Here is a 22236-nt window from a genome sequence, read left to right as displayed (position 1 = left end):
GGAGGCGGCCGGCGGAAACAGCCGCTCGCGCATGGCCTTCAGCTGCTCCGACAGCGCCTGCGCATCGGCGGCAATCGTCACGTCAGCGGGCTGACGCGTCTCCTCGAGCCCGCCTGCCGTCTTTGTCTTTGCCGTGTCGCGCGCCGTGGACGCCATGCTTATCTCCGTCAATCCGCCGCTGTGCGGCAGCCCCTGCCCTCTTGCCTTCCAGAGACTGCGCTGCAATCTGAAAGACCGGATGACACATCCCCGCGTCAGGCGGAGACGATTCTGTCTGGTGATCTTATACGCCCGTCTCGATCGCTAACAGAGGGGAAACCCTCTAACGCTGAAAGACCTCATATCCGCCTTCTCGCCGTTACAGGCTTGATGCAGTCAGAGAGTCGCGTCAAGTTTTTTTTGGTTAACGTGAATTAACCACTTGACGTCGACACCCGTTTTCGACCGAACGCCACTCCCCGGCCACAGCCTCTGGAATATGACTGCATTCATCAACTTTAAAGTTGACTCACGTTTGCATGTTTATATTTTCGCGCCGCAGTACCCGCGGGGGACAAAACCAGCGGATGTGACAGGGGAATGTATGACGATGATCGCAGGATTATCCGGACAGCGAGCCGTCTCGCCGTCAATGAAGGCACAGAAGTTTGACCGCTCTTTCAGCCGTCGCGCCGCACTTCGCGCCAGCGTGGCAGCGCTTGGCCTGATGGCTGCCGCAACCGGCGCGACCGCTCAGGACGCAGCAAACGACAGCGCCAACGGAACTGTGCTTGCGCCGGTGCTGGTGCAAGGCTCGACCCGCGAAGGCCAGACCGACCGGTCGATCGTTGCCAAACAGGCACGCGTGGGCTCCAAGACCGATGCGCCGCTGATTGACGTGCCGGCCTCCGTTTCGGTCGTCACCGCCAAGGAATTCCGCGCCCGCGACGCCCAGAATGTGCAGGATGTGATCGCTTATACCGCCGGCGTTTCCGTCAACGAATTCGGCTCCGATTCGCGCTACGATTATTTCCGCATCCGCGGTTTCGACGGCACGACGCTCGGCACCTATCGCGACGGGCTTTCGGCCCGCGTGCCGGCCTGGTACACCGCCCAGCGCCTCGAGCCCTATGGGCAGGAGCGCGTCGAGGTGCTGAAAGGCTCCACCTCCAGTCTGTTTGGCCTGAACAGCCCCGGCGGCCTGATCAATTCCGTCACCAAGCAGCCGCAGGATGAGGCCCATGCCGAGCTTTACACCACGTTTGGCGATGGCCACCTGGAAACCGGCACGGATTTCGGCGGCCCGATCGACAAGGACGGTGTTTTTTCCTATCGCCTGACGGCCAAGTGGCAGAATGCCGATCTCGGAATGGACTATACCAATGACGACCGGCTCTACATTGCGCCGGCGCTGACCATCAGTCCGGATGCCGGCACGTCTTTGACCATCCTCACCGATTACAGCAAGCGCGATTCGTCGACCGCCCGCGGCATCCCGCAAGGGTCCAACATCGATATCGAAACCTTCCTCGGCGAACCGGATTTCAACCACTTCAATACCATCCAGAAGGATGTCGGCTATATCTTCAGCCACGAACTGGCAGAGGGCCTGACGTTCCGCCAGACGGCACGCTACACCCATGTCAGCCTCGACTATGCGGACGTCTACGGCGCCTCCACCAATCCGGCGGCGAGCCGCAGCGCCTTTTCGGTCGACGGCGTGGCCGATCGCTATGCCATCGACAACCAGCTGCAATACGACATGAGCGGCGAGCGATACGAGAGCAAGACGCTGATCGGCCTCGATTACGCCTATGACGACACGCACGAGAACATCCTTATCGGCACTGCCGGCCCGCTCGACATCTATAATCCCGTCTATTGCGGCCTCTCCTGCATCAATCTTGGACCTTATGTCGACTGGAAGGTGAAGCAGAAGGCGCTCGGCCTTTACGCGCAGGAACAGCTGACACTCGACGACAAGTGGATCCTGACGCTCGGCGGCCGCTGGGACCACGTCAACACCAAGGCGGATTACCTTCTCACGGGCACGCAGGACGACAATACCGACAGCAAGTTCACCAAGCGCATCGGGCTCACCTACAAGGTCACGCCAGAATTTGCCGCCTATGCCAATTACTCCACCTCATTCCAGCCGCTGGTGACGCCGACGGTCAATTACGGCGCAAGCGTCAGCCTGAAGCCGCAGGAAGGCGAACAGTATGAAGTGGGCGTGAAATACCAGCCGGAGGGCTTTGACGGCCTCTTTACGCTCGCCTATTTCGACCTGACGCAGACCAATGTGCCAAGCACCGTCAACCCCAGCGTCCAGGTGCAGATCGGCGAGGTGCGCGTGCGCGGCATCGAGCTGGAAGGCAAGTTCGCGCTCACCGACCACTGGTCGGCAACGCTTGCCTATTCCTACTGGGATGCCGAAATCACCCGGGGCGAGGGCGGCGCAAATGTCGGCAACCGGCCCGAACGCGTGCCGGATCATCTGGCCTCCGCCTGGCTCTCCTACACGCTGCCCGGCGACGGCAAGCGCGGCGACCTGACGCTTGGCGGCGGCGTGCGCTATGTCGGCCAGAGCTACGGCGACAACGCAAACACCACCAAAGTGTCCGGCTATACGCTGTTTGATTTGTCGGCGCTCTACAAGGTCACCGACAATCTGAGCCTGCAGGTGACGGCGAAGAACCTGTTCGACAAGGAATACGAGACCACCTGCTACTACGGCAACTGCTTCTACGGCGACCGGCGCAGCGTCCTCGGCACGGTGAAATACACCTGGTAAGGGGCTTAAGAGTGCAGCAGGGCACGACAAAGGCGAAAGAGGTGACGGACGCGCAGACGCTGGACGACGGCTGCGCGTCCGTCACCGATATCGGCGATCTGGTGGTTGCGGCAACGGGCAAGCGCTATGCCGCCTATTGCCGCGGCCGCCTTCTGCTCGAGGCGCCTGCGGATGCCGATATCGTGCCCTGCGCCAGCCTGACCGACCCTGGCACCTTCGACACCCTCATCGACCGCTATGCCCAAAACCACGCGCCCGACACCGACCGTCGGGCGCTTGTTTCGCTCTGGTCGCTGTTTTACTGCGCAAACCTCGTGATCGGGGCGGCCATCACCTTTCTGGAACTGCGTCGCGTGCTACCGCTGTCGCTTGACGAGGCGAGCCTCATCATCGACCGCCAGAGCGGCACGCCGCGCGGCTTTCTTCTGCCGCATGCCGGCCATGTCGATGCGCAGGCGGATGTCTATGCGGGCATGGCGCCCGTCATCCGCCATCATTTCGATCCGCTGTTCACGCAGCTTGCCGCCCAGACCGGCCTTGGCCGCAAAACCCTCTGGACCAACACGTCCGCCTATCTCTCCTGGATCATCCACGAGATCGGACAGCAGGCGGGCTCCCCGCTTGGCGACGAGGGCCGGCTGATCACGGAAAGCCAGGCCTGGCCGGACGGCTGGCGAAATCCGCTGGCGCGGCTCGTGACCGTCGCCTTGACCGACAAGGGCGAATATTGCGGCAACCGGCGCATCTGTTGCCTGCGCTATGCGGTGAAGGGCGTCGGCGGCTGCGGCGCGATCTGCCCGGTGCCGGAAGGGCGCGCAACCGGCCCCTGATTTTTCCGCGGCCCCGCTTCTTATTCGGCTCACCCCGCCGCTGCGACGCCTCTCCGTCAGGCCCGCGCGCGACGCATCAGGAGGATGAGGAAAGGCGCGCCGATCAGCGCCGAGACGAGACCGGCCGGAATTTCGTAAGGATAGGCAAGGCTGCGGCCCAGCCAGTCTGCCGCGACCATCAGCATGCCGCCGATCAGCGCCCCGCCGAAGAGTTGCGGTGTGGCGCGCACGAAACCGAGCTGGCGGGAAAGATGCGGCGCCATCAGCCCGACGAAGCTCAGCGGCCCGACGCTCATGGTGGCAGCGGCACTGAGCAGGCCCGCAAGGGTCAGAAGCAGAAAGCGGGCTCGCCCGACCGGAACGCCGAGTGCCGAGGCGGCAGACGAGCCGAGCGGCAGAAGCTCGAGCCAGCGGCGCATGAACGCACTACCGGAAATCAGCAGCACGGCGAGAACCGCCCCCATCAGCGCGCCGAAGGCCGACACGCTGTAGGTGGAGCCGCTCATCCAGCGCAGGAGGAAGACCGCGCGCGGGTCGCCGGTGGCACCGATCACGCCGATCACCGCATCCACCATGGCGCTCAGCGCAATGCCGGCCAGAAGCACCCGCTCCGGCTGCAGGCCCGAGCGCGCGGCGAGAAGAAAGATCACCGAGAGCACGGCAAACGCCCCGAGCGCCGAGAAGCCGAGCTGCGCGCCAAGACCGGGGGCTGCAACCAGAAACACAGCAGCCGCCACGCCAATCGTTGCACCGGCACTGATGCCGAGCACTTCCGGACTTGCCATTTCATTGCCCGTCAACCGCTGCAGGATCGTGCCGGCAACCGCCAGCATGGCGCCGGAAAAGAAGGCGGCGGCGATTCGCGGCAGCCTCAGCGCCATCAGATCGCTGGCGAGATCCGGCGGCATCAACGTAAAGCCGAGATCGGGACTGCGGCCGAACGCGAGCGCGACGGCCAGAACCAGAACGGCTGCCGGCAGCACCAGGCGCATGGCAAGACGGGCCGTTGCCGGGTTAAGCGACACCGGTGCCTCAGCCTCCATCAAGCGGTGGCGGATCTTGAGACGCGGCAGCAGGATCAGCAGAAGCGGCGAGCCGAAGATGGCGGTGACGGCGCCGGTCGGCAGGAAATCGGCAAAGGCGCCGGCCGTGGCAAGAAGGGCCGTATCGGTCAAGAACAGCAGTGCCGCCCCGATCAGCGTCGACCAGACGAGTTGCTGACCGGCGCGCCGCGCACCGGCAAGGCGGGCAATGGTGGGCGAGACCAGCCCGATAAAGCCGATGACGCCGACGGCGCTGGTGACGAAGGCGGCAAGCGCCACGGCCGCCATGACCGCGACCACCCGCAGCCGGACCATATGGACGCCGAGCGCGCGCGCACCTGCATCGCCCAGTTCATTGAGCAGAAGCGGGCGCAGGATGGCTGCAACGACAAGGCAGACGAGGGCAAGCTTCGGGGCAAGCGACAGCGGGATCGCCCAGCTCTGTTGCGACAGCGACCCGGCCCCCCAGATGAAGAGGCTGACCAGATAGCGCTCGTTGAGGAGCATCAGCACCGCCGAGAGGGCACCGCACCAGAGGCTGACGACGAGACCGGACATGACGAGCGAGATGGGGGAAAACTTCTGCCGCGCTCCCATCAGAAAGACGAGGCCGGCAGCGGCCGCACTGCCGCAAAGTGCCACCAGATCCCGCCCGAAGCCGAGGAGACCGGGGACGAACAGCGTCACGGCAACCAGCGCCAGATTGGCACCGGCCGAAATGCCAAGCGTGGTGGGAGAGGCAAGCGGGTTGCGCAGCACCTGCTGGAAGAGCGCGCCCGACAGCGCAAGCGAGGCGCCGGCCAGAAGCGCGGTTGCCATGCGCGGCAGCGTGGAGTTCAAAAAGACGAGGCGATGCATGGCAGAGCCGGTGGCTGCGTCCGCATTCCCCATCAGCACGGCTGCCTGCGGGGCCGCCAGGACAAGCGACAGGCCAAGCAGCACCACGACTATGGCGGCCGGACCGAGATGCGATTTGAGGCTCATGCCGCCTGCTCCAGATGGTCGGTGATCAGACGGGCAAAACGCATGGCATCGTTCAGCATGCCGAACATCAGCGCGCCGGGCAGCACCGCAAACTGGCCCGGCCGCGCAAAGGGCAGCGCCTGCCAAAGCGGGCTTTCTTCCAGTTTCGGCATCACATCCGCCGGAACAGGCTCAAAGATGATCAGGCGCGTCGCGGGATCTTTCATCTCCGCCAGCCGCTCGATGCCGATGGTTTCAAAGCCCCAGAAATTGCCGGGCGCCGTCCAGGCATTGGCAAGGCCGATCCGCTGCATGACATTGTGATAAAGGCCGGGCGCGGTGTAGATGCGGGCATGGCGGGAATCGAGGAAACTCAGAAGCGCCAGCGGCGGTGCACCGATGCGGGCAATGCGCGCGCGGCACTCATTGAAAAAGGCCTCCGTGCGGGCGATGAAGGCATCGCCCTCGTCCTTCCTCTCCACCCGGGCGGCCAGCGCCCGCGTGGCGGCAAAGGCCTTTGGCAGCACATCGCCGCCATCTGCGGTGAAGACACCGAGGCTCAGCGTCGGCGCCACCGCCTCCAGCCGCGGCGTCAACGCCGCATTGAACGGGGTGGTGAGGATCAGATCCGGCCGCAGGCTGGTCAGAACCTCGAAATTGATCTCCCAGGAACTGCCGAGATCGACAACCTCTGCCGGCAGGTCCGGCTCGATCACCCAGACATCCCAGTCCGCACGCGAGGCGACGGCCTTCGGCACGATGCCGAGCGAAAGAAGCGTCGAGGCGAGACCGTAATCGAGGCTGACGATCCGCTGCGGGCCGGCCGAAAGCGCCAGATCGGGCCTCAGGACACAGGCGGCACCGGCGGCGATGAAGCCGCGTCGGGTCAAGGCAAGGGACATCGGCTTCTCAGCAGACATAGGCAAGCGGAATGTCGAGCGCCGGATGGCGCGTCACGTTCATCTCGATGCCGTAGATGTCGTGGAGCGTTTCGGCCGTCATCAGCGCCTGCGGCTCACCTTGAGCGATCAGCCGGCCGGCCTTCAACGCATAGAGCCGGTCGCAGAAGCGCGCCGCCATATTGATGTCGTGCAGCACGATGACGACACCAAGGCCCTTTTCGTGCGAGAGGCGCCGCACCAGGGCCAGCACCTCCATCTGGTGGGCGATGTCGAGCGCCGAGGTCGGCTCGTCCAGAAGAAGGCAGCCGGTATCCTGCGCCATCAGCATGGCAAGCCAGGCGCGCTGCCGCTCGCCGCCGGAAAGCGTATCGACCAGGCGATCGGAAAGCTGCTCCATGTGGGTGAGCGCCAGCGCCTCCTCGACTTTGTGGGCATCAAGATCGGAAAAACGGCCAAGCGCGCCGTGCCAGGGATAGCGCCCGCAGGCAACCAGTTCCCGCACCGTCATGGTATTGGCCGCAGTCACATCCTGCGGCAGATAGGCCACCTGACGGGCAAAGGCCTGGGCGCCCATCGCTTCCAGCGGCTTTTCGCCAAAAAACAGCCTGCCGGCGGTGGGCGCCTGCTGGCGGGCGAGCAGTTTCAGGAGCGTCGACTTGCCCGACCCGTTATGGCCGACGAGGCCGCAGATCGTGCCGGGTGCAAAGGAAATGGAGATATCCGCAAGAAGCGAGCGTCCCTCCACCGCAAAGCCCAGCGCCTCGGTGCGAAAGGCCGCCGCCGGACGGGAACCGGGCGATAGATCGGGTGAGCGCGCGTCCATGGCTGTCTCCTGTCGGCAGGGATGGGAACAGCAGCGGGCCTACTAAATATGAATAAGTTTATCAAGTATATTTGCGCGGCCATGCGGGAAACGGAATACGCGTTGACAGACGCTTGCCTTCCCCGACTGCTCATCAAGTCCAGGACGTAGCTGAGAGCCGCATCCTCAACGCCTTCTCTCCCTCTCCCGCGTGCGGGGAAAGGGCCGGGGTGAGGGGCTAATCATTTGATAAAGTTCATGAGTTAGCCCCTCATCCGGCTGCCGCCATCTTCACCTCGTCAAGACGGGCGAAGGGCCTCCGGGGCCGCCCATACCGCCTGCCCCCGTCCGCAATGAAACTCACGCGGCGCTTCGGGTCTTCCACTCGGCGCGCAGCACATGCTTCATCGGCTTTCCGGCCGCATTGCGCGGAATGGCGTCGACGAAGATCACATGCGTCGGGCGCTTGTAGGCGGCAAGGCGCTCGCCGCAATGGGCCTTCACGGTTTCGGCGTCGAGGTTCACATCCGGGCGGCGCACGATGAAGGCTGCCCCCACCTCACCCCAGCGGTCATCGGCAACCCCGATCACGGCCACTTCGCCGACTGCCGGATGACTGCCGATGGCAGCTTCCACCTCTGCCGGATAGACGTTCTCGCCGCCGGAAATATACATGTCCTTCAGCCGGTCGGCGATGACATGGAAGCCGTCCTCGTCACAGCGCACCATGTCGCCGGTGCGGAACCAGCCATCCACGAAGGCGGCTGCCGTCTGCTCCGGCTTCTGCCAGTAGCCGGGCGAGACCGAGGGACCGCGGATCCACAATTCGCCGATCTCGCCGCTGTCGCAGTGGCGGCCCTCCTCGTCGCAGATCTTCACCTCGATGAGCGGGGCCGGGAAGCCGACGCTGCCGTGGCGACGGGCAATCTCCGTCTCGTCGAGCGGCATGTGCATGACGGTGCCCGCCTCGCTCATGCCATAGCCGTTGACCAGCGCCACGCCATCCTTCAGGTAGGCATCCACGAGCGGCGGCGGCAGCGGCGCACCGCCGATGAAGATCGCCTTCAGCCGTGCCATGCGTTCGGGCGAATAGCCCTTCTGGTCGCGCAGGATGGACGCCATCTGCGGCACGGCGAAATAATGCGTCACGCCGATCTCGTCATCGTTCAGGCAGGCAATCGTGCGCTCGGGCAGAAACCGGTCTGAAATCACCAGCGTGCCGCCCATCATCAGCGTGGTGCGGGCAATCGCCACAAGGCCGATCGTGTGGAAGAAGGGCAGGTCGCAGAAGGTGACGGAACCGGGCACGACCTCGCCGACGAACGAAAAATTCACTGCGGAATAGAAGAGGTTGCGCCGCGTCAGGATGACGCCTTTCGGCGTGCCCGTGGTGCCGGATGTGTAAAGCAGGATCGCCGGCTTGTCGGCATCGCCGCGCAGCCGCTTCATCGGCGCCGTCTGCGCAAGACGGGCATCGAGACTGCCGTCACCGCCAAGATAAGGCAGGATCGCAAGATGGGGCGCTGCATTCTTCAGCGCCTGCGCCGCCGCCTCGAATTCCGTTTCGTAGACCACCAGTTCGGGCGTGCAATCGGCAACGATGCCGGTGAGTTCGCCAATGCCGAGGCGCCAGTTGAGCGGCACGAAGATCGCCCGGATGCGCTGGCAGGCAAAGGCCATGACCAGAAGATCGACGCTGTTGCGCCCAAGGCCCGCCACGCGGAACCCCTCGCCGCGCGCCTGAAACTTCTCAAACAGAAAGGCGGCACAGCGGGCGATGCGGTCGTCCAGCTGCGCATAGGTGAGCGTCTTGCCCTCGGGCAGAAGGCGCGTCGCCACCCGCTCCGGCGAGACCCTGGCGCGGTAGCCGACCGGATCTTCTGCTACCAGCGTAAAGGAATTGCCCGCGGCAAAGCCTGCCATATCCACTTCGGTCACATGCATGAATTGCCTCCTCCGGCAGATCGCCTCCACGATCAAATAGTATGCAAGACATACGATTTTACCATGGCCTTGGCAAGATGGACGCGGGCCGCGGACGGCCGGAAAGGCGTGTGCCCGTCCTGTTTTTAAAGAGGTTGCGTGCCATGGCGGCCCGGGTCCCATGCCGCTAGACTTTAGCGCGACAGAAGAAGGACGAATCGATGGCGCCGGATGAAAAGCGGTCTCTTGGCAGGAGGCGGGACAAACAGCCCGCGCCATCCCCCGTGGCCGCCGATAGTTCAGAGGACGAACTGGAACGCAGCTGGCTGCAGCAGCTTGTGGGTTATCACCTGCGCATGGCGCATCTGGCGCTCTACCGGGATTTTGCCGCAGCCGTTGCCGATTACGATCTCACGCAGAAACAGCTTGCGGCACTGGAGCTGATCGCCACCAATCCGGGCGCCTCGCAGGCGGATATCGCCCAGGCGCTGTCGATGGACCGCGCCACCATGATGAGCATGGTCAAGCGCCTGCTGTCGCGCGGCCTGATCGAACGGCGTGCATCGAAGATCGACCGGCGGCGGCATGAAATCCGGCTGTCGCCAGAGGGTGTTTCCACGCTCGAGCGCGTCCACGGCATTATCGACCACCACGAGGACAGCTTTCTGGCCGTGCTTTCGGGCGAGGAGCGGGCGCAGCTCATCACGCTGCTGCGCCGGCTTTATGAACGCCGCAGCGCCTGAGCTTCCCGCCGATCAGGGCCGTCACCTGCGCGCCAAAGCGAGTTTTCCGGGTGCTTTGCGACTGGACAATGGCTTGCGCGGCTTGACGCATCGGGGGCCCGCGCCCACAAGGCGCTCCAGCCTAACTGTTCTGCACCACGTCTGGATTCGGAGTCTCCCGCCATGCTGCCGCCCATTGCACTCGTCACGCGTCTTAACCGCGAAGAGGAACAGGCCTGGCTGGAGGTGCTGCGCCGCGCCATGCCCGAGGAGCGCATCCTGCCCTTCGGCGAGCTTGAACCGCAGGAGCGCCGGCTTGCCGAAATCGCCATCGTCGCCAATCCCGATCCCGCGGATGTGGCCGCCTTGCCGGGCCTCTCCTTCATCCACAGCCTCTGGGCCGGCGTCGAGCGGCTGGTCATGGAACTCGGCGTCACGGCGCCGCCCATCGTGCGCCTCGTCGATCCGGAACTGTCGCGGGTTATGGCGGAAGCGGTGCTCGCCTGGACCTATTACCTGCAGCGCGACATGCCGGCCTACCGAAAGTCCCAGACGGAGAAGATGTGGGCGCCGCGCGAATATCGCCATCCGGGCGATGTGGCGATCGGCCTTCTCGGCCTTGGCGCGCTCGGCACGGAAAGTGCCGCACGCCTGACGCAGGCCGGCTTTCGCGTCGAGGGCTGGAGCCGTTCGCCAAAGGTGCTGGAGAACGTCGTCACCCATCACGGCGAGGAGGGCTTGAAGACGCTTCTTGCCTCCAGCGACATCCTCGTCTGCCTGCTGCCGCTGACCGCCGAGACGCGCGGCCTTCTGAATGCCGAGCGGCTGGCGCTGATGCCGGAAGGGGCGTCCCTCATCAATTTTGCCCGCGGCGCCGTGGTGGTGGCCGAGGATCTCCTCGCGGCCCTCGATCGCGGCCATCTCGACCATGCCGTGCTCGACGTGTTCGAAAAGGAGCCGCTCGAGGAAGGCTCGCCGTTCTGGGCGCATCCGGGCGTCACCGTGCTGCCGCATATTTCGGCCCCGACGACGCCGGTGACGGCAGCGCGCATCGTGGCGGGAAACATCGCCGCGTGGCGGGCAAGCGGCACGCTGCCGAAGACGGTGGACCGCCAGCGCGGCTACTGACCGGGCTGCCCTCCCGTACTTCGAGACCGCCCTGTTGCGCTGCCCGCAAAACCGTTGCCAAAGGGGCGCATTCTGAGGCATCATCGGACTTGGGGACCTATCTGCCGTCCATCAAGGCGGCAGCGGGCGAAGCTTTAGCCAAGAACCGGGCCGCGCGCCCGTGGATATGACGCATGACGCAACCGCGTTGCCTGCCTTTCGCCTGCCGCGCCCTTGCGGCTGCCGCATTTTCGCTCCTCAGCCTGTCAGCGCCGGGCGCGCCCCGGGCGGCCGAGGCGGTGACGATTGTCGTCAATCCCGGCCAGAACCCGGCCGATATCGATGCCGCGGTCCAAGCGGCGGGCGCCGGCGGCCGGCCCGTCGAGATCCGCCTTGCGGCCCCGACGTCATCGGGCGCCCCGGCCGAGACGCCGGCAGCGGCCACCATCCCGACACAGGCCCCCGCACCCGCTCCTCCCCCCACACCGGCAGTCGCTGCCGGTGCGCCGGCGGGCCAGCCCTCCCCCGCCCCGTCGCAAGTAGCGCCCGCAGCCGCTTCGTCAGCCGCCCCCGCAGCCACCGTGCCCGCGCCTGCCGACGCCCGCCCGGCGCCGACCGTCACCATGACGGAAATGTGGGTGGTCTCCGATGTCTGGGAGGCGCTTGCAAAGGGCACGCAGATGTCGGCGCAGGGCGTTCTCGGCCTGCCGGCAGCCTTCCGCTCCAGCTGGGCAACGCTCGAGGCAGATCGTTATGGCCCGCGCGACGCACTGCTTTACGCGCTGTTTGCGGGCCTTTGCGGGTTTGCCGTTGCCGCAGCCGTGACGCTCGGCCTTGGACGCCTCATCCTGCCGCATGTCCCGGCGCAGCCCTTCTGGCGCGCGAGCGTGCGGCTCGCCATCGATGCCATCGGCATCTCGCTTTTCCTGTCCATTTCCCATGGCGTGCTGCAGAAGGCCATGCCGCGCGGGCTGTTTTCCCATCAGGTGGCGCTTGCCATCGTCGCGACCTTCACCGGCATGCTGATCTATATGGCCGTGGCGCGCTTTGCCTTCAGACCGGCGCTTGCCGGGCGCTCGCCGCTCATCAACATCAACCGGCCGAACTGGCATTTCGCCATGATGACGCTCTATGGCACGCTGAATGCCTTCATTGGCAATTCGGTGCGGCTCGCCGATGTGCGGATGCTGGCGCCGGAGGCCGCCGACAGCTGGCTGTTCCTCACCAGTTCGGTGCTGACGGTGGTCAAGCTCTGGTGGTTCATCGCCGGCAGGCGCGACATTGCCGAGGTGTTTGCCGGACGCGATGCAAGCCCGTTCAGGCGCGCGGTCGGCACGGCTCTTGCCGATTTCTATATCGTTTCGGCCGTGCTGATCTGGGTTGCCGGCCTTCTCGTCGCAGGCACGGCGCACAATGCCGCCTGGGCGCGCGCAGCCGGCACCACGCAATTCCTCATCATCATGATCCCCATCCTGGATCTCTCCATCGTGTCGCTGGTGACGGCAAGGGCACGCCGGCGCGAGCAGAAATACGGCGCGGGGCTTCCCTCCGTGCTGCTGTGGAGCCTGCGCACGCCGCTTGCCGGCGCTGTCTGGCTGACCGGCCTGCATCTCATCGTGGAGCTCTGGGAGCCGCTGATGATGGGCGCAACCACGCTTATCACCTCCTGGCTGGTCTGGCTCGAAAAGCTCAGCTTCTCGCTGATCGTCAGCTGGAGCCTCTGCAGCTTCCTCATCAAGTATTTCGAGGCAATTGCCCCGACCACCGCCGTCATCCTGCCCGGAACGGAAGACGAGGCGCATGAGAAGGCGACAAGCCGGCTGACGACGGTGCTGCCCATCGTGCGCAACCTCATCCTCGGCGCCGTGATGGCGATTGCGGCACTGGTGGTAATTTCGTCCGCCGGCATCGATGTCGCCCCGCTTCTCGCCGGTTTCGGCGTGCTCGGCCTTGCCCTTTCCTTCGGCTCGCAGACGCTGGTCAAGGATGTCGTCTCCGGCATCTTCTTCCTGGCCGAAGATGCCTTTCGCATCGGCGAATATATCGATTGCGGCAAGCTCATGGGCACCGTCGAGCAGATCTCGCTGCGCTCGGTGCGTCTGCGCCACCACAACGGCCCGATCCATACCATCCCCTTCGGCCAGATTGCCTCCGTCACCAATTACAGCCGCGACTGGGGCACGACGAAATTCGAGCTGCGCTTCGACCGCGAGGCGGATCTCGAAACCATCCGCAAGACAGCCAAGAAGGTCGGCATCGGGCTTCTGGAGCATCCGGAATTCGGCGGCGATTTCCTCGTGCCGCTGAAGATGCAGGGCATCCAGAGCGTCAACGAAACCTCCATGGTCATTCGCTTCAAGTTCACCGCACGGCCCGGAAAACCGAGCCTCATCAAGCGCGAGGGCATGAAACGGTTGCTCGCCGCCTGCCGCGAGGCGGGTCTGCCGCTCGCCTCCAATGCGGTGGTGGTGCGCTCGGGCACAAGCACGGTCGCAGAAAGCGGCGCGGCCGCAACCGTCGTGCCGCTGCCGGTCAGCCAGGCCGGCTGAGTGCGCGACATTGCGTCGCTGTCTTAACCGGCCAGACATGGTACTTGGAACCATAGGAGCTTCCCCGAGTTGCCGCAGGGTCGAAGACCCGCAGCAGCCAAGGGAGAAAAACCATGTCCGACCAGAGCACCGTGGAATACAAGGGGCCGGCGGGCGGCTGGGGTTCGCTGCGCGGCATCACCCGCATTTTCGGCAATGAGTGGCCGACGCCAGCCGTGCTCGACACGCTGGCGCACCAGAACAAGCCCGGTGGCTTCATGTGCACATCCTGCGCCTGGACGAAGCCTGCCAATCCTAATGTGCTGGAATTTTGCGAGAACGGCGCCAAGGCAACCATCTGGGAACTGACCCACCGCCGCTGTACGCCGGCCTTTTTCGAAAAGCACACGGTGACGGAACTCAAAGGCTGGAGCGACCACGACCTTGAACATCAGGGCCGCCTCACCCATCCGATGCGGTTCGACCGGGCCATCGACCGCTACGTGCCCTGCTCCTGGGACGAGGCTTTTGCGGCCATCGGCGCGGAGCTGAAGGCGCTGGATCCGAAGTCCGTCATTTTCTACGCCTCCGGGCGCGCCAGTCTCGAAACATCCTATCTCTATCAGCTGATGGCGCGGCTCTATGGCACCAACAACCTGCCCGACAGCTCCAACATGTGTCACGAGACGACCTCGGTGGCGCTGAAGACGGTGATCGGCGAACCCGTCGGCACGTCCGTCTACGAAGATTTCTCCACCTGCGACGCGATCTTCTTCTTCGGCCAGAACACCGGCTCCAACAGCCCGCGCTTCCTCCACCCGCTGCAGGAGGCGGTGAAGCGCGGCTGTCGCATCGTCACCTTCAATCCCGTGCGCGAGCGCGGGCTGGAGGCGATGATCAACCCGCAAAGCCCGACCGAAATGCTGACCGGCCACGAGACGCCGATCTCCTGCCAGTATCTGCAGGTAAGAGCCGGCGGCGATATCGCAGCCCTGATGGGCCTCTGCAAGCACGTGCTCCAAAAGCACGAGGAGGCCCAGAGAGAGGGTCGCAGCGTTCTCGACCTCGATTTCATCGAGCGCCACACGTCCGGCTTCGATGCCTTTCTCGATACGGTGCGCGCCACAAGCTGGGAGGAAATCGAAGGCAATTCCGGCCTCACCCGGCAGGCGCTTCAGGCGGCGGGACAGGTCTATGTCGAAGCCGAGCGCGTCATCGGTGTTTATGGCATGGGGCTGACGCAGCAGGTTCACGGATTCGACAATATCGCCATGTTCGTCAATCTCCTGCTGATGAAGGGGAATATCGGCCGCGACGGCACCGGCATTTCCCCGGTGCGCGGCCATTCCAACGTGCAGGGCCAGCGCACCGTCGGCATTTCGGAAAAGCCGGAGCTGGTGCCGATGGACCGATTGGCTGAGCTTTTCGGTTTCGAGCCGCCGATGGACAAGGGCATGAACACAGTCGAAGCCTGCGAGGGCATGCTGGAAGGAACCGTGAAAGGCTTCATCGGCCTAGGCGGCAATTTTTTGCGCGCGGTGCCAGATACAAATGTGATGGAACCGGCGTGGACGAATATGCGCCTCACCGTCCAGATTGCCACGAAGCTTAACCGCAGCCATCTCGTCAATGGCGAGGTGGCCTATCTGCTGCCCTGCCTTGGCCGCTCCGAAGAAGACGCCCAAGCAACCGGTCCGCAGACGGTGACGATGGAGGACACGTTTTCCTGCATCCACGGCTCGATTGGACGGCGCAAGCCGGCAAGCCCCGATCTTCTGTCGGAACTGGCGATCGTTGCCGGCATCGCCAAGGCAACCCTCTCCCCCAATCCCAAGGTCACCTGGGACGCATGGGTCGGCGATTACGGGCTGGTGCGCAACCTCATCGAACAGACCTATCCCGACCAGTTTCACGATTTCAACGGTCGCATGTTCACCCCCGGCGGCTTCTATCGGGGCAACAGTGCGCGCGAACGCATCTGGAAAACCAAGAGCGGCCGGGCCGAGTTCTCCGTGCCGCCGGCACTCTCGGCCGCAGGCTTTGACGATGCGCCGGGGCGCTTCCGGCTGATCACGCTGCGCAGTAACGACCAGTTCAACACCACCATCTATGGCTATAGCGACCGCCTGCGCGGCATCGAGGGCACGCGCGATGTGCTCCTCATCAACCCGGACGACATGGCCCGCGCCGGGCTTTCCGAAGGGCAGGTCGTCGGCCTTTCCTCGGATGCCGAAGACGGCAAGAACCGCTTCGTCGGCGGGCTGAAGGTGACCCCATTCGATCTGCCGGACGGCTGTCTCGGCGGCTATTATCCGGAGCTGAACGTGCTGGTGCCGCTTTCCCACCACGATATCCAGTCGAAGACACCGGCGTCGAAGGCCGTGCCGGTGCGCATCGTCCCCAGCCCTGAGGCCGGCTGACCGGGCGGGCCGGGTTCTCCGGCCCCTCGCCTCACGCCCACTGGCTATTGGCTATTGAAACAGCTTGAGCAGGTTCTGCGTGCTGCTATTGGCAATGGAGAGCGCCTGGATGCCAAGCTGCTGGCGGGTCTGTTCGGCCTTCAGCCGGGCAGATGCTTCGTCGAGATCGGCATCCACGAGCAGGCCAACGCCGGTGTCGAGAGTTTCAACCAGCCCCTTGGCAAATTCCGATTGAAGGGAAAGCCGGTTCTCAGTGGCGCCGAGATTGCTGGCGGCATCCGTCATCCGTTGCAGCATGAAGTCGACACCCTCTAGATAATGGGCGATATCGGCCTTCGGCGTGGTGATGTCGACCTCGGCCAGATCGAAATCGAGCGCATAGCCGAGATTGTCGCGCACATTGCCGAGATAGACATGGGCGGCGCGATTGCCGGCATCGGGAAACACGGTCTGGTCGGCGCCGAACTGTACGAAATTGCCGGTGGCGCTCGCAAAGAGGTCGGTGCCGGATGCGGCAAAATTGATGACGGTTGCGAGATCTGCAGCCGTCGAGACCGTGCCATTGGTGATGCCCAGCGCCGTATTTACCGTATCGCGGTCGATGGTGACGGTGCTGACAGCATGCGGGCCGATTGCCACATCGAAGGAGATGGAGGCGGTGCGATGCACCTGGAAGGCGCCGGAAAACGACAGGGAACCCGACGGATACATATTATCATGGTCAAGCCCGGCCGGGTTCTCGAGCCCAAGCGCCGTGTTGCCTGCAAGCGTTGAGGAAAAGTTGGAGAGAAAGATGCTCGATCCCGGCTCGCCCGACGTCTCCTTGCTGCCGATTTCGATGCCGTTGACCCCATGCGACCAGTTCGAATAGGCGGTGGCCGGAATGCTGTTGGCCTGGAAATAGGTTTCGAGAACCCGGCGGTAATCCTCCGCCGTCTGGATCGTGCCGGTTGTGGTGCCAAGCGCTGCATCGACATCGGCCTTGGTCAGCGTCACCGTCGCCGTCACGCCCGGCGAATGGGTGCCGGAATCCACCGTGATGTCGAAACTGATCGAATCGGTTGGCGAGAGCGTCGCGGGTCCGGTGAAATTATGGTCCTCGTGGCCGTTATGGGCAAAGCTGTTGATCGAGACGTCGCGGAAACCGCCGATGTCGCCCAGCGCCCACGGCTCCTTCTGCAGAATGCCGCCGCCGCCGGTGTTGAGCAGGCTGGTCTTTCCTAGATCGACCGCCATGGTGGAGATCTCGACGCTGCCGCCTGTGCGGGCAAACGAGGCCACGAGTTCGGTCTTCAGGTTCTGCGTGGTGTCGAGGAGATTGTCCGTGTAGGTCGTCTTCAACCAGTTCTGGCCGTTGAAGCTGGCAGAGGCGGCAATGCTTTCGATCTGGCCGTTCAGCTGGTCAAGCTCCTTCTGCACCTTTCGGCGATCGACACCCGGTTCGCTTGCCGCCACCAGCTTTGCCTTGAACTCGTCGAGCACGGATACGGCCGAATCGAGCCCGGCATAGGCCACGCCGACGGTGGCCGAGCCCAGGTTCAGCGCATCGCCGACGGCCGAGATCGCCTGACTATCCGAGCGCATGGTCGTGGCGATCGACCAGTAGGCGGCATTGTCGGCGGCGTCGGCAATCCGCAGGCCGGAGGCGACCTCCCCTTGCGTCTGGCTGAGCTGCGCATTGACGGCGCGCAGCGTCTGCAGCGCGGAAATCGCGCCGGTATTGGTCAGGATGGATGTCACGGAAACCTCGGCAGAAGGCCCCGCAGAATCATGTGGGGGCGATGTGTCTTGACAATCGCAACGTGCAAAATCGTGGTTAACCGGAGATTAACCCGACATGACGAGATGTCACATTCGTGCCGGAACGTATCACGCGGGTCTGAATGGCTAGAGCCAGGAGGCGGCGGTCTTCGGCAGGCGGCCGTCGGGATCGATGACGGACAGCGTCGGAGCGCTGGGCCAGTTCCAGCGCCAGAGCGCCACGCAACTGCCGCCGGGCGACATGAAGGACGGATAGATCACGCCATGGAAGCCGACCGCCCTCAGCCGCGCCTGCGTCGCGTGGGTTTCGGGCAAGAGCCCGGCATCGAGATCGGCCCGCCATTCGCAGCTGTGGATGGCTGGGGATATGCCAAGCGCGGCACACTGCTTCGCATCCGTGAGGTCTGCCAGCCGCGCACCGGACAGCGTCAGCTGCGCAATCAGCGCCGGGTGCTGCGCAAATCCCTGATTGTATTCCGCCCAGGCGGTGGAAAGCTCGCGTGCGGCATAGATGGTCGGCTGGCCGACCGGGTTCCAGCGCCCGCCGAACCGGGCAGCCCCCTCGCCCGAAAGCGGCGCGTGCGCCCATTGCGGCACATAGGCCCGCCATAAAATCATGTCAGGCATAGACGCCGGACCGGACCGCTTCGAGATACTGGAGAACTTTTTCCGCCTTGCCTTCGCACACCAGATCATAGGCCGTCTTGCCGGCCCAGCCGGGAATCGGCTGATGCTTGAACCAGATCGCCGCGCGCTGCTCGTCGCCGGCCATCTCGGCCACCATCGCGAGGATCCGCACGACGGGGCTCAACGCCTGATCCACCTTGCGCTGGCCGGCCTTGGCCGACAGCGTGTTGCGGGCAACCCCGATCATGCGCGCAAGCTCCACCTGCGTCAGGCCGAGAAGCTCCGACACCCGACGCGGCGACAGGAAGGGCGATTGCGGATCGCCAAAGGACATGGCAGCCTTTTCGAACATGAGCGCAGACAAGGCGCATCTCCTGAGCATGATCTGATCTTATGGTGCTCAAGATAGGCGCATCATCGGCTCAATGCAAGCAGCGCCTGCCAAACGCTGCGCAGTGAGACACATCGGTCCTCCGCCCCGGATCGCGACGGCAGCAATCGGCGAACGCGCGCGCGGAGGCGGACCGCTAAGTGTTTGACAATCAGCGCGCGGCGATCGCTCCGCCGGAACGCCCGCCCGACCAGCGATGCCATTCCTCCTCGCTGCCATGGAAGACATTGAGGTCGATCTTGCCCGAGACGCCCTGCGACAGGCCGGAGCCGGAATATTGCCAGAACAGCCAGCGGCGGCCCGGATAGACCTTTGACGGATGCTGGGCCACCGCCCGCAGCCAGAAGGGATAATCCTGGAAGGCGCCGCGCAGGTTGTCGGCATAGAAGTCGGGGGCGGTATAGATGACCGGGCGCTTGCCATAATGGCGCTCCAGGAGATCCATGAAGACCTGCATCTTCTCGCGCACCTTTTCCGGCGACAGGCGGCGCTTGCAGCTGGAATCGCCGTTATATTCCACGTCGATGACCGGCGGCAGGGCGTTCGGATCGCGCGGCACGTTGCGGATGAACCAGGCGGCCTGTTCGCTGGCGACCCGGCACCAGTAGAAGAAGTGATAGGCGCCGCGCTTGATGCCGGCGGCATCGGCGCCGCGCCAGTTCTGCCTGAACATCGGGTCGAGATGATCGCCGCCGTCTGTCGCCTTGATATAGACGAAGTTGGCGCCCTGCGACCTGAGTTTCGCCCAGTCGATATCGCCCTGCCAGCGCGAGACATCGACGCCGTGGACGGCGTGGTTGCGCGGCGACACGCGGCCGAAATTGATCGGCTTGGCATCGCCGAAACGGTGGCGATAGATGCGCGAACGAGCGCCCGACGGCTCCCGCAGGGCCGGGGCAATCGCCGGCCGCTCCATCGGAAGCGGCGCGCCGGCCGCAAAGGCGACCTCTTCCAGCTGCTGCGGCCGGCCGTTGTCGCCGGCCCAGGCCAGGGCGTCGGGATGCGGGGCGTCCGGTTGCGCGGCCCGGGGAGGAGCAACGACGGGACGGGCGGCGCCGATATCGGCCATCGGCTGGTCGACGACGTAGGGCCGGTCGGCCGGCACGGCCGCCGGCGGGCGCTGCGCGCGGGCCGTCTTCGCCATGGCGCGAGGCGCTTCATTGCTGCCAAGGGAAGCCGGCGGCACGGGCGCCAGAATGGCGCCGGTGGTTTCCTGCGAGGGCGCGATCGACAGCACGTCTTCCGTCGTGCTGGATCGGCAGCCGGCAATTGCCAGGCTCGCGAGGAGGATCGTCGATAGGGCAGAAATACGCATGAAACCGGATACTCTGTACACGAACGGGCCGGACGAGGCACCGCCATGGGTCCCCGCATTTATCGCTAACAGAGTTTTACCGGCAAAAGCTGAATGCAATCTTTACAGGGCATCGAAGGCCCGGTTCGCGTGCATGCGCTCACTGGAATGTGTCCGCAAGTTTATCGACGGGAAATATGGCATGGCGCTCGGGCATCTTGCCTCCCGACATCTGCCGTGAACCAATTCGTCCTTGCCGCGTTGTGGGTCCTCTGTTGGAACAAAAGGGGGAATTCCCGTGGACGTCATCCGTATTCTCTTCGCCATCCTGCTCCCGCCCGTCGGCGTCTTCCTGCAGGTGGGTCTCGGCCTGCATTTCTGGCTGAACATCCTCTTGACGCTCTGCGGCTATATCCCCGGCATCATCCATGCCATCTGGGTGATCGTGCGGAAGTAACGGGCCCCGCCCGGTCGTCGATCAAGCCGAGTTGAGTTTGCCTCACGCCAATTCGCCCTACAGTGCTTGCCGCCGGGTGTTTGCCGGATGACGACGATGAAGAAGGACGACCGTGTGCGACTGATCCCCTTTCTGCCGCTCTTCACCCTGTGCCTCCTGACCGCCCCGGCATTGGCGCAGGCGCCTGCCGAGGGCGAGGGCAGTGGCAACCAGCCCCCGGAGCAGGCGCAGGCTGAACGCAACACACAAGAGCCGGCAAAGGAGGATGCCGCCGGCATTTTCAGCCTCCTGCCGGCCGATGTCACCACCGATCATGTGCTGCAAACGAAAGCCGGGCCGCTTGCCTATACGGCGACCGCCGGCACGCTGTCGTTGCGCGGACAAGACGGCAAGGTGACCGCAAAGATCTTCTATACCGCCTACCGCGCCCGCGACCGGGCGCCGGGCCGGCCCATCACCTTTGCCTTCAACGGTGGACCGGGGGCCGCCTCTGCCTATCTGCATCTCGGCCTCGTCGGCCCCAAAATCCTGCCGTTTTCCGGCGACAATGCCGACGGCACGCAGCCGGTTCTGAAGGACAATCCCGAAAGCTGGCTTGCCTTTACCGATCTCGTGCTGATCGACCCGGTCGGCACCGGCTGGAGCCGGGCTGCAAACGAAGAGGCGGCTTCCCGTTTCTATGGCGTGCGCCAGGATGCCGAAAGCCTTGCGAAGGCTGTCACGCTCTACGTTCAGGCCAACGATCTTCTGTCAGCGCCCAAATATCTTCTCGGCGAAAGCTATGGCGGCTTTCGCGCCGCCAAAGTTGCGATTGCGCTGAAGAATAGCCAGAACATGATCCCGTCCGGCATCATCATGGTCTCGCCGCTGATGGAGGGCCGCTTCCTGTTCGGCGCCGACGACGATCCGCTGGCGGCTGCCCTGCAACTCCCCTCGCTTGGTGCGGCCGAACTGGAGCGGAAGGGGCAATTCGACGTGAAAAGCCTCGCCGATGCCGAAAGCTTTGCCATGGGTGAATACCTCACCACCCTTGCCGGCGCCGAGCCGCAGGGCGAGCGGGCAAAAGGCTTCTACGGCAGGATTGCGCAGCTGACCGGCGTGCCGGCGGACGTCGCGGCACGCACGCGCGGCTTCGTCGGCAATGTCTATGCCAAGCAGGCCGCCGGTGCGGGGCACATTGTCAGCCCCTATGACGCCGGCATTGCACTTCCCGACGCCTATCCGGAAGCACCCTACGGGCGCAATGACGATCCGGTTCTGGAAGGGTACACGCGCGCCTACGGTTCGGCCTTCGCCGCCTACGCCCGCGAGATTTTGGGCTTTCGCACCGACATGACCTACACGCTGCTGAACGAAGAGATAAACCGCAAGTGGGAATGGAACGGCGGTCGCGGCAGCGAAAACAACCGCGTCACGGCCGGCATTTCCACCGATCTGCGCGATCTCTTCTCCGTCATCCCCTCCTTCAGGCTGATGGTGGCGCATGGCTATAGCGATATCCTCACACCCTATGGCATGAGCCGCTATGTGCTGAACCACCTGCCGGCGGATCTCGTCACAGACCGCGCCAGCCTGAAGCTCTATCGCGGCGGACACATGTTCTACACCCGTGACGACGACCGCCGCGCGATGTTCGAGGATGCCCGCGCCTTTTACGAGGTCGGAAAGGCCGGCAACTGAATTTTTCGCCGCC

Annotated in this window: 16 protein-coding genes and 1 pseudogene; 8 read left to right on the top strand and 9 right to left on the bottom strand. The window is 64.4% G+C overall.

Annotated elements, in window-relative coordinates:
• Positions 1–156, bottom strand: a pseudogene (locus ACEXP3_RS16030) (plasmid partitioning protein RepA); the annotation flags it as partial.
• A gap of 475 nt (positions 157–631) precedes the next feature.
• On the opposite strand from ACEXP3_RS16030, the gene ACEXP3_RS16025 reads away from it, so the two are divergent.
• Entirely contained in the window at positions 632–2773 is a 2142-nt protein-coding gene (locus ACEXP3_RS16025) for a TonB-dependent siderophore receptor (RefSeq protein ID WP_377298172.1), read from the top strand.
• Positions 2774–2784: 11 nt separating this feature from the next.
• On the top strand, positions 2785–3603 hold the full coding sequence (gene fhuF, locus ACEXP3_RS16020) for a siderophore-iron reductase FhuF (protein ID WP_377298171.1): 819 nt from the start codon (positions 2785–2787) through the stop codon (positions 3601–3603).
• Between the two features lie 56 nt (positions 3604–3659).
• On the opposite strand, the gene fhuB is transcribed toward fhuF, so the two are convergent.
• The 4 genes from fhuB to ACEXP3_RS16000 all read right to left on the bottom strand — a co-directional run bounded on the left by fhuB (position 3660) and on the right by ACEXP3_RS16000 (position 9257).
• Complete coding sequence (gene fhuB, locus ACEXP3_RS16015) at positions 3660–5630, bottom strand: Fe(3+)-hydroxamate ABC transporter permease FhuB (RefSeq protein WP_377298170.1); 1971 nt, start codon at positions 5628–5630, stop codon at positions 3660–3662.
• A complete protein-coding gene (locus ACEXP3_RS16010) occupies positions 5627–6511 on the bottom strand; it encodes an ABC transporter substrate-binding protein (RefSeq protein WP_377298169.1) in 885 nt (294 codons plus the stop codon). Before ACEXP3_RS16010 ends, fhuB begins: the two co-directional genes overlap by 4 nt.
• A 7-nt stretch (positions 6512–6518) precedes the next feature.
• Positions 6519–7334 (bottom strand): ATP-binding cassette domain-containing protein, encoded by an 816-nt coding sequence (locus ACEXP3_RS16005; RefSeq protein ID WP_377298168.1) that lies wholly within the window; start codon positions 7332–7334, stop codon positions 6519–6521.
• A 339-nt stretch (positions 7335–7673) separates the two neighbouring features.
• Positions 7674–9257 carry an AMP-binding protein gene (locus tag ACEXP3_RS16000; protein ID WP_245366513.1) on the bottom strand — a complete coding sequence of 528 codons (1584 nt, stop codon included), beginning with the start codon at positions 9255–9257 and terminating at the stop codon, positions 7674–7676.
• A 200-nt stretch (positions 9258–9457) separates the two neighbouring features.
• Between ACEXP3_RS16000 and ACEXP3_RS15995 the strand changes: the two genes are divergently transcribed.
• From ACEXP3_RS15995 to ACEXP3_RS15980, 4 genes are all read left to right on the top strand, one after another.
• Complete coding sequence (locus ACEXP3_RS15995; protein ID WP_377298167.1) at positions 9458–9979, top strand: MarR family winged helix-turn-helix transcriptional regulator; 522 nt, start codon at positions 9458–9460, stop codon at positions 9977–9979.
• 162 nt (positions 9980–10141) lie between these two features.
• Positions 10142–11086, top strand: coding sequence for a 2-hydroxyacid dehydrogenase (locus ACEXP3_RS15990; protein WP_377298166.1), 945 nt, complete (start codon positions 10142–10144; stop codon positions 11084–11086).
• Positions 11087–11259: 173 nt separating this feature from the next.
• Positions 11260–13614, top strand: a complete 2355-nt coding sequence (locus ACEXP3_RS15985; protein ID WP_377298165.1) for a mechanosensitive ion channel family protein — start codon at positions 11260–11262, stop codon at positions 13612–13614.
• A 113-nt stretch (positions 13615–13727) separates the two neighbouring features.
• The gene (locus tag ACEXP3_RS15980) at positions 13728–16013 is read left to right on the top strand and encodes an FdhF/YdeP family oxidoreductase (protein ID WP_377298164.1); all 2286 of its coding nucleotides are present in this window, start codon (positions 13728–13730) and stop codon (positions 16011–16013) included.
• Between the two features lie 51 nt (positions 16014–16064).
• On the opposite strand, the gene ACEXP3_RS15975 is transcribed toward ACEXP3_RS15980, so the two are convergent.
• The 4 genes from ACEXP3_RS15975 to ACEXP3_RS15960 form a co-directional block, all read right to left on the bottom strand.
• Positions 16065–17753 (bottom strand): flagellin N-terminal helical domain-containing protein, encoded by a 1689-nt coding sequence (locus tag ACEXP3_RS15975; protein WP_377298163.1) that lies wholly within the window; start codon positions 17751–17753, stop codon positions 16065–16067.
• Positions 17754–17900: 147 nt separating this feature from the next.
• Complete coding sequence (locus tag ACEXP3_RS15970) at positions 17901–18428, bottom strand: RES family NAD+ phosphorylase (RefSeq protein ID WP_377298193.1); 528 nt, start codon at positions 18426–18428, stop codon at positions 17901–17903.
• Positions 18394–18753: an antitoxin Xre/MbcA/ParS toxin-binding domain-containing protein gene (locus tag ACEXP3_RS15965; RefSeq protein WP_377298192.1), complete on the bottom strand. Its 360-nt coding sequence runs from the start codon at positions 18751–18753 to the stop codon at positions 18394–18396. Before ACEXP3_RS15965 ends, ACEXP3_RS15970 begins: the two co-directional genes overlap by 35 nt.
• Before the next feature lie 190 nt (positions 18754–18943).
• On the bottom strand, positions 18944–20107 hold the full coding sequence (locus tag ACEXP3_RS15960) for a GH25 family lysozyme (protein WP_377298162.1): 1164 nt from the start codon (positions 20105–20107) through the stop codon (positions 18944–18946).
• 277 nt (positions 20108–20384) lie between these two features.
• Between ACEXP3_RS15960 and ACEXP3_RS15955 the strand changes: the two genes are divergently transcribed.
• Positions 20385–20543: a YqaE/Pmp3 family membrane protein gene (locus ACEXP3_RS15955; RefSeq protein WP_210106098.1), complete on the top strand. Its 159-nt coding sequence runs from the start codon at positions 20385–20387 to the stop codon at positions 20541–20543.
• 96 nt (positions 20544–20639) lie between these two features.
• On the top strand, positions 20640–22223 hold the full coding sequence (locus tag ACEXP3_RS15950) for a S10 family peptidase (protein ID WP_377298161.1): 1584 nt from the start codon (positions 20640–20642) through the stop codon (positions 22221–22223).
• Positions 22224–22236: the final 13 nt, after the last annotated feature.

It is taken from the genome of Neorhizobium fuzhouense (assembly GCF_042611105.1).
Taxonomy (GTDB): Bacteria; Pseudomonadota; Alphaproteobacteria; order Rhizobiales; family Rhizobiaceae; genus Neorhizobium; species Neorhizobium galegae_A.
Note: the sequence above shows the minus strand (reverse complement) of the source record. Positions and strands in the feature narration are given on the sequence as shown.

What these genes read in the sequence shown, in the direction of transcription:
- ACEXP3_RS15995 (WP_377298167.1), top strand. Translation starts at nt 9,458, where the DNA reads ATGGCGCCGGATGAAAAGCGGTCTCTTGGCAGGAGGCGGGACAAACAG.
- ACEXP3_RS15950 (WP_377298161.1), top strand. Translation starts at nt 20,640, where the DNA reads ATGAAGAAGGACGACCGTGTGCGACTGATCCCCTTTCTGCCGCTCTTC.
- ACEXP3_RS15960 (WP_377298162.1), bottom strand. Translation starts at nt 20,107, where the DNA reads ATGCGTATTTCTGCCCTATCGACGATCCTCCTCGCGAGCCTGGCAATT.
- ACEXP3_RS15980 (WP_377298164.1), top strand. Translation starts at nt 13,728, where the DNA reads ATGTCCGACCAGAGCACCGTGGAATACAAGGGGCCGGCGGGCGGCTGG.
- ACEXP3_RS15985 (WP_377298165.1), top strand. Translation starts at nt 11,260, where the DNA reads ATGACGCAACCGCGTTGCCTGCCTTTCGCCTGCCGCGCCCTTGCGGCT.
- fhuB (WP_377298170.1), bottom strand. Translation starts at nt 5,630, where the DNA reads ATGAGCCTCAAATCGCATCTCGGTCCGGCCGCCATAGTCGTGGTGCTG.
- ACEXP3_RS16010 (WP_377298169.1), bottom strand. Translation starts at nt 6,511, where the DNA reads ATGTCCCTTGCCTTGACCCGACGCGGCTTCATCGCCGCCGGTGCCGCC.
- ACEXP3_RS15965 (WP_377298192.1), bottom strand. Translation starts at nt 18,753, where the DNA reads ATGTTCGAAAAGGCTGCCATGTCCTTTGGCGATCCGCAATCGCCCTTC.
- ACEXP3_RS16000 (WP_245366513.1), bottom strand. Translation starts at nt 9,257, where the DNA reads ATGCATGTGACCGAAGTGGATATGGCAGGCTTTGCCGCGGGCAATTCC.
- ACEXP3_RS15990 (WP_377298166.1), top strand. Translation starts at nt 10,142, where the DNA reads ATGCTGCCGCCCATTGCACTCGTCACGCGTCTTAACCGCGAAGAGGAA.
- ACEXP3_RS16025 (WP_377298172.1), top strand. Translation starts at nt 632, where the DNA reads ATGAAGGCACAGAAGTTTGACCGCTCTTTCAGCCGTCGCGCCGCACTT.
- ACEXP3_RS16005 (WP_377298168.1), bottom strand. Translation starts at nt 7,334, where the DNA reads ATGGACGCGCGCTCACCCGATCTATCGCCCGGTTCCCGTCCGGCGGCG.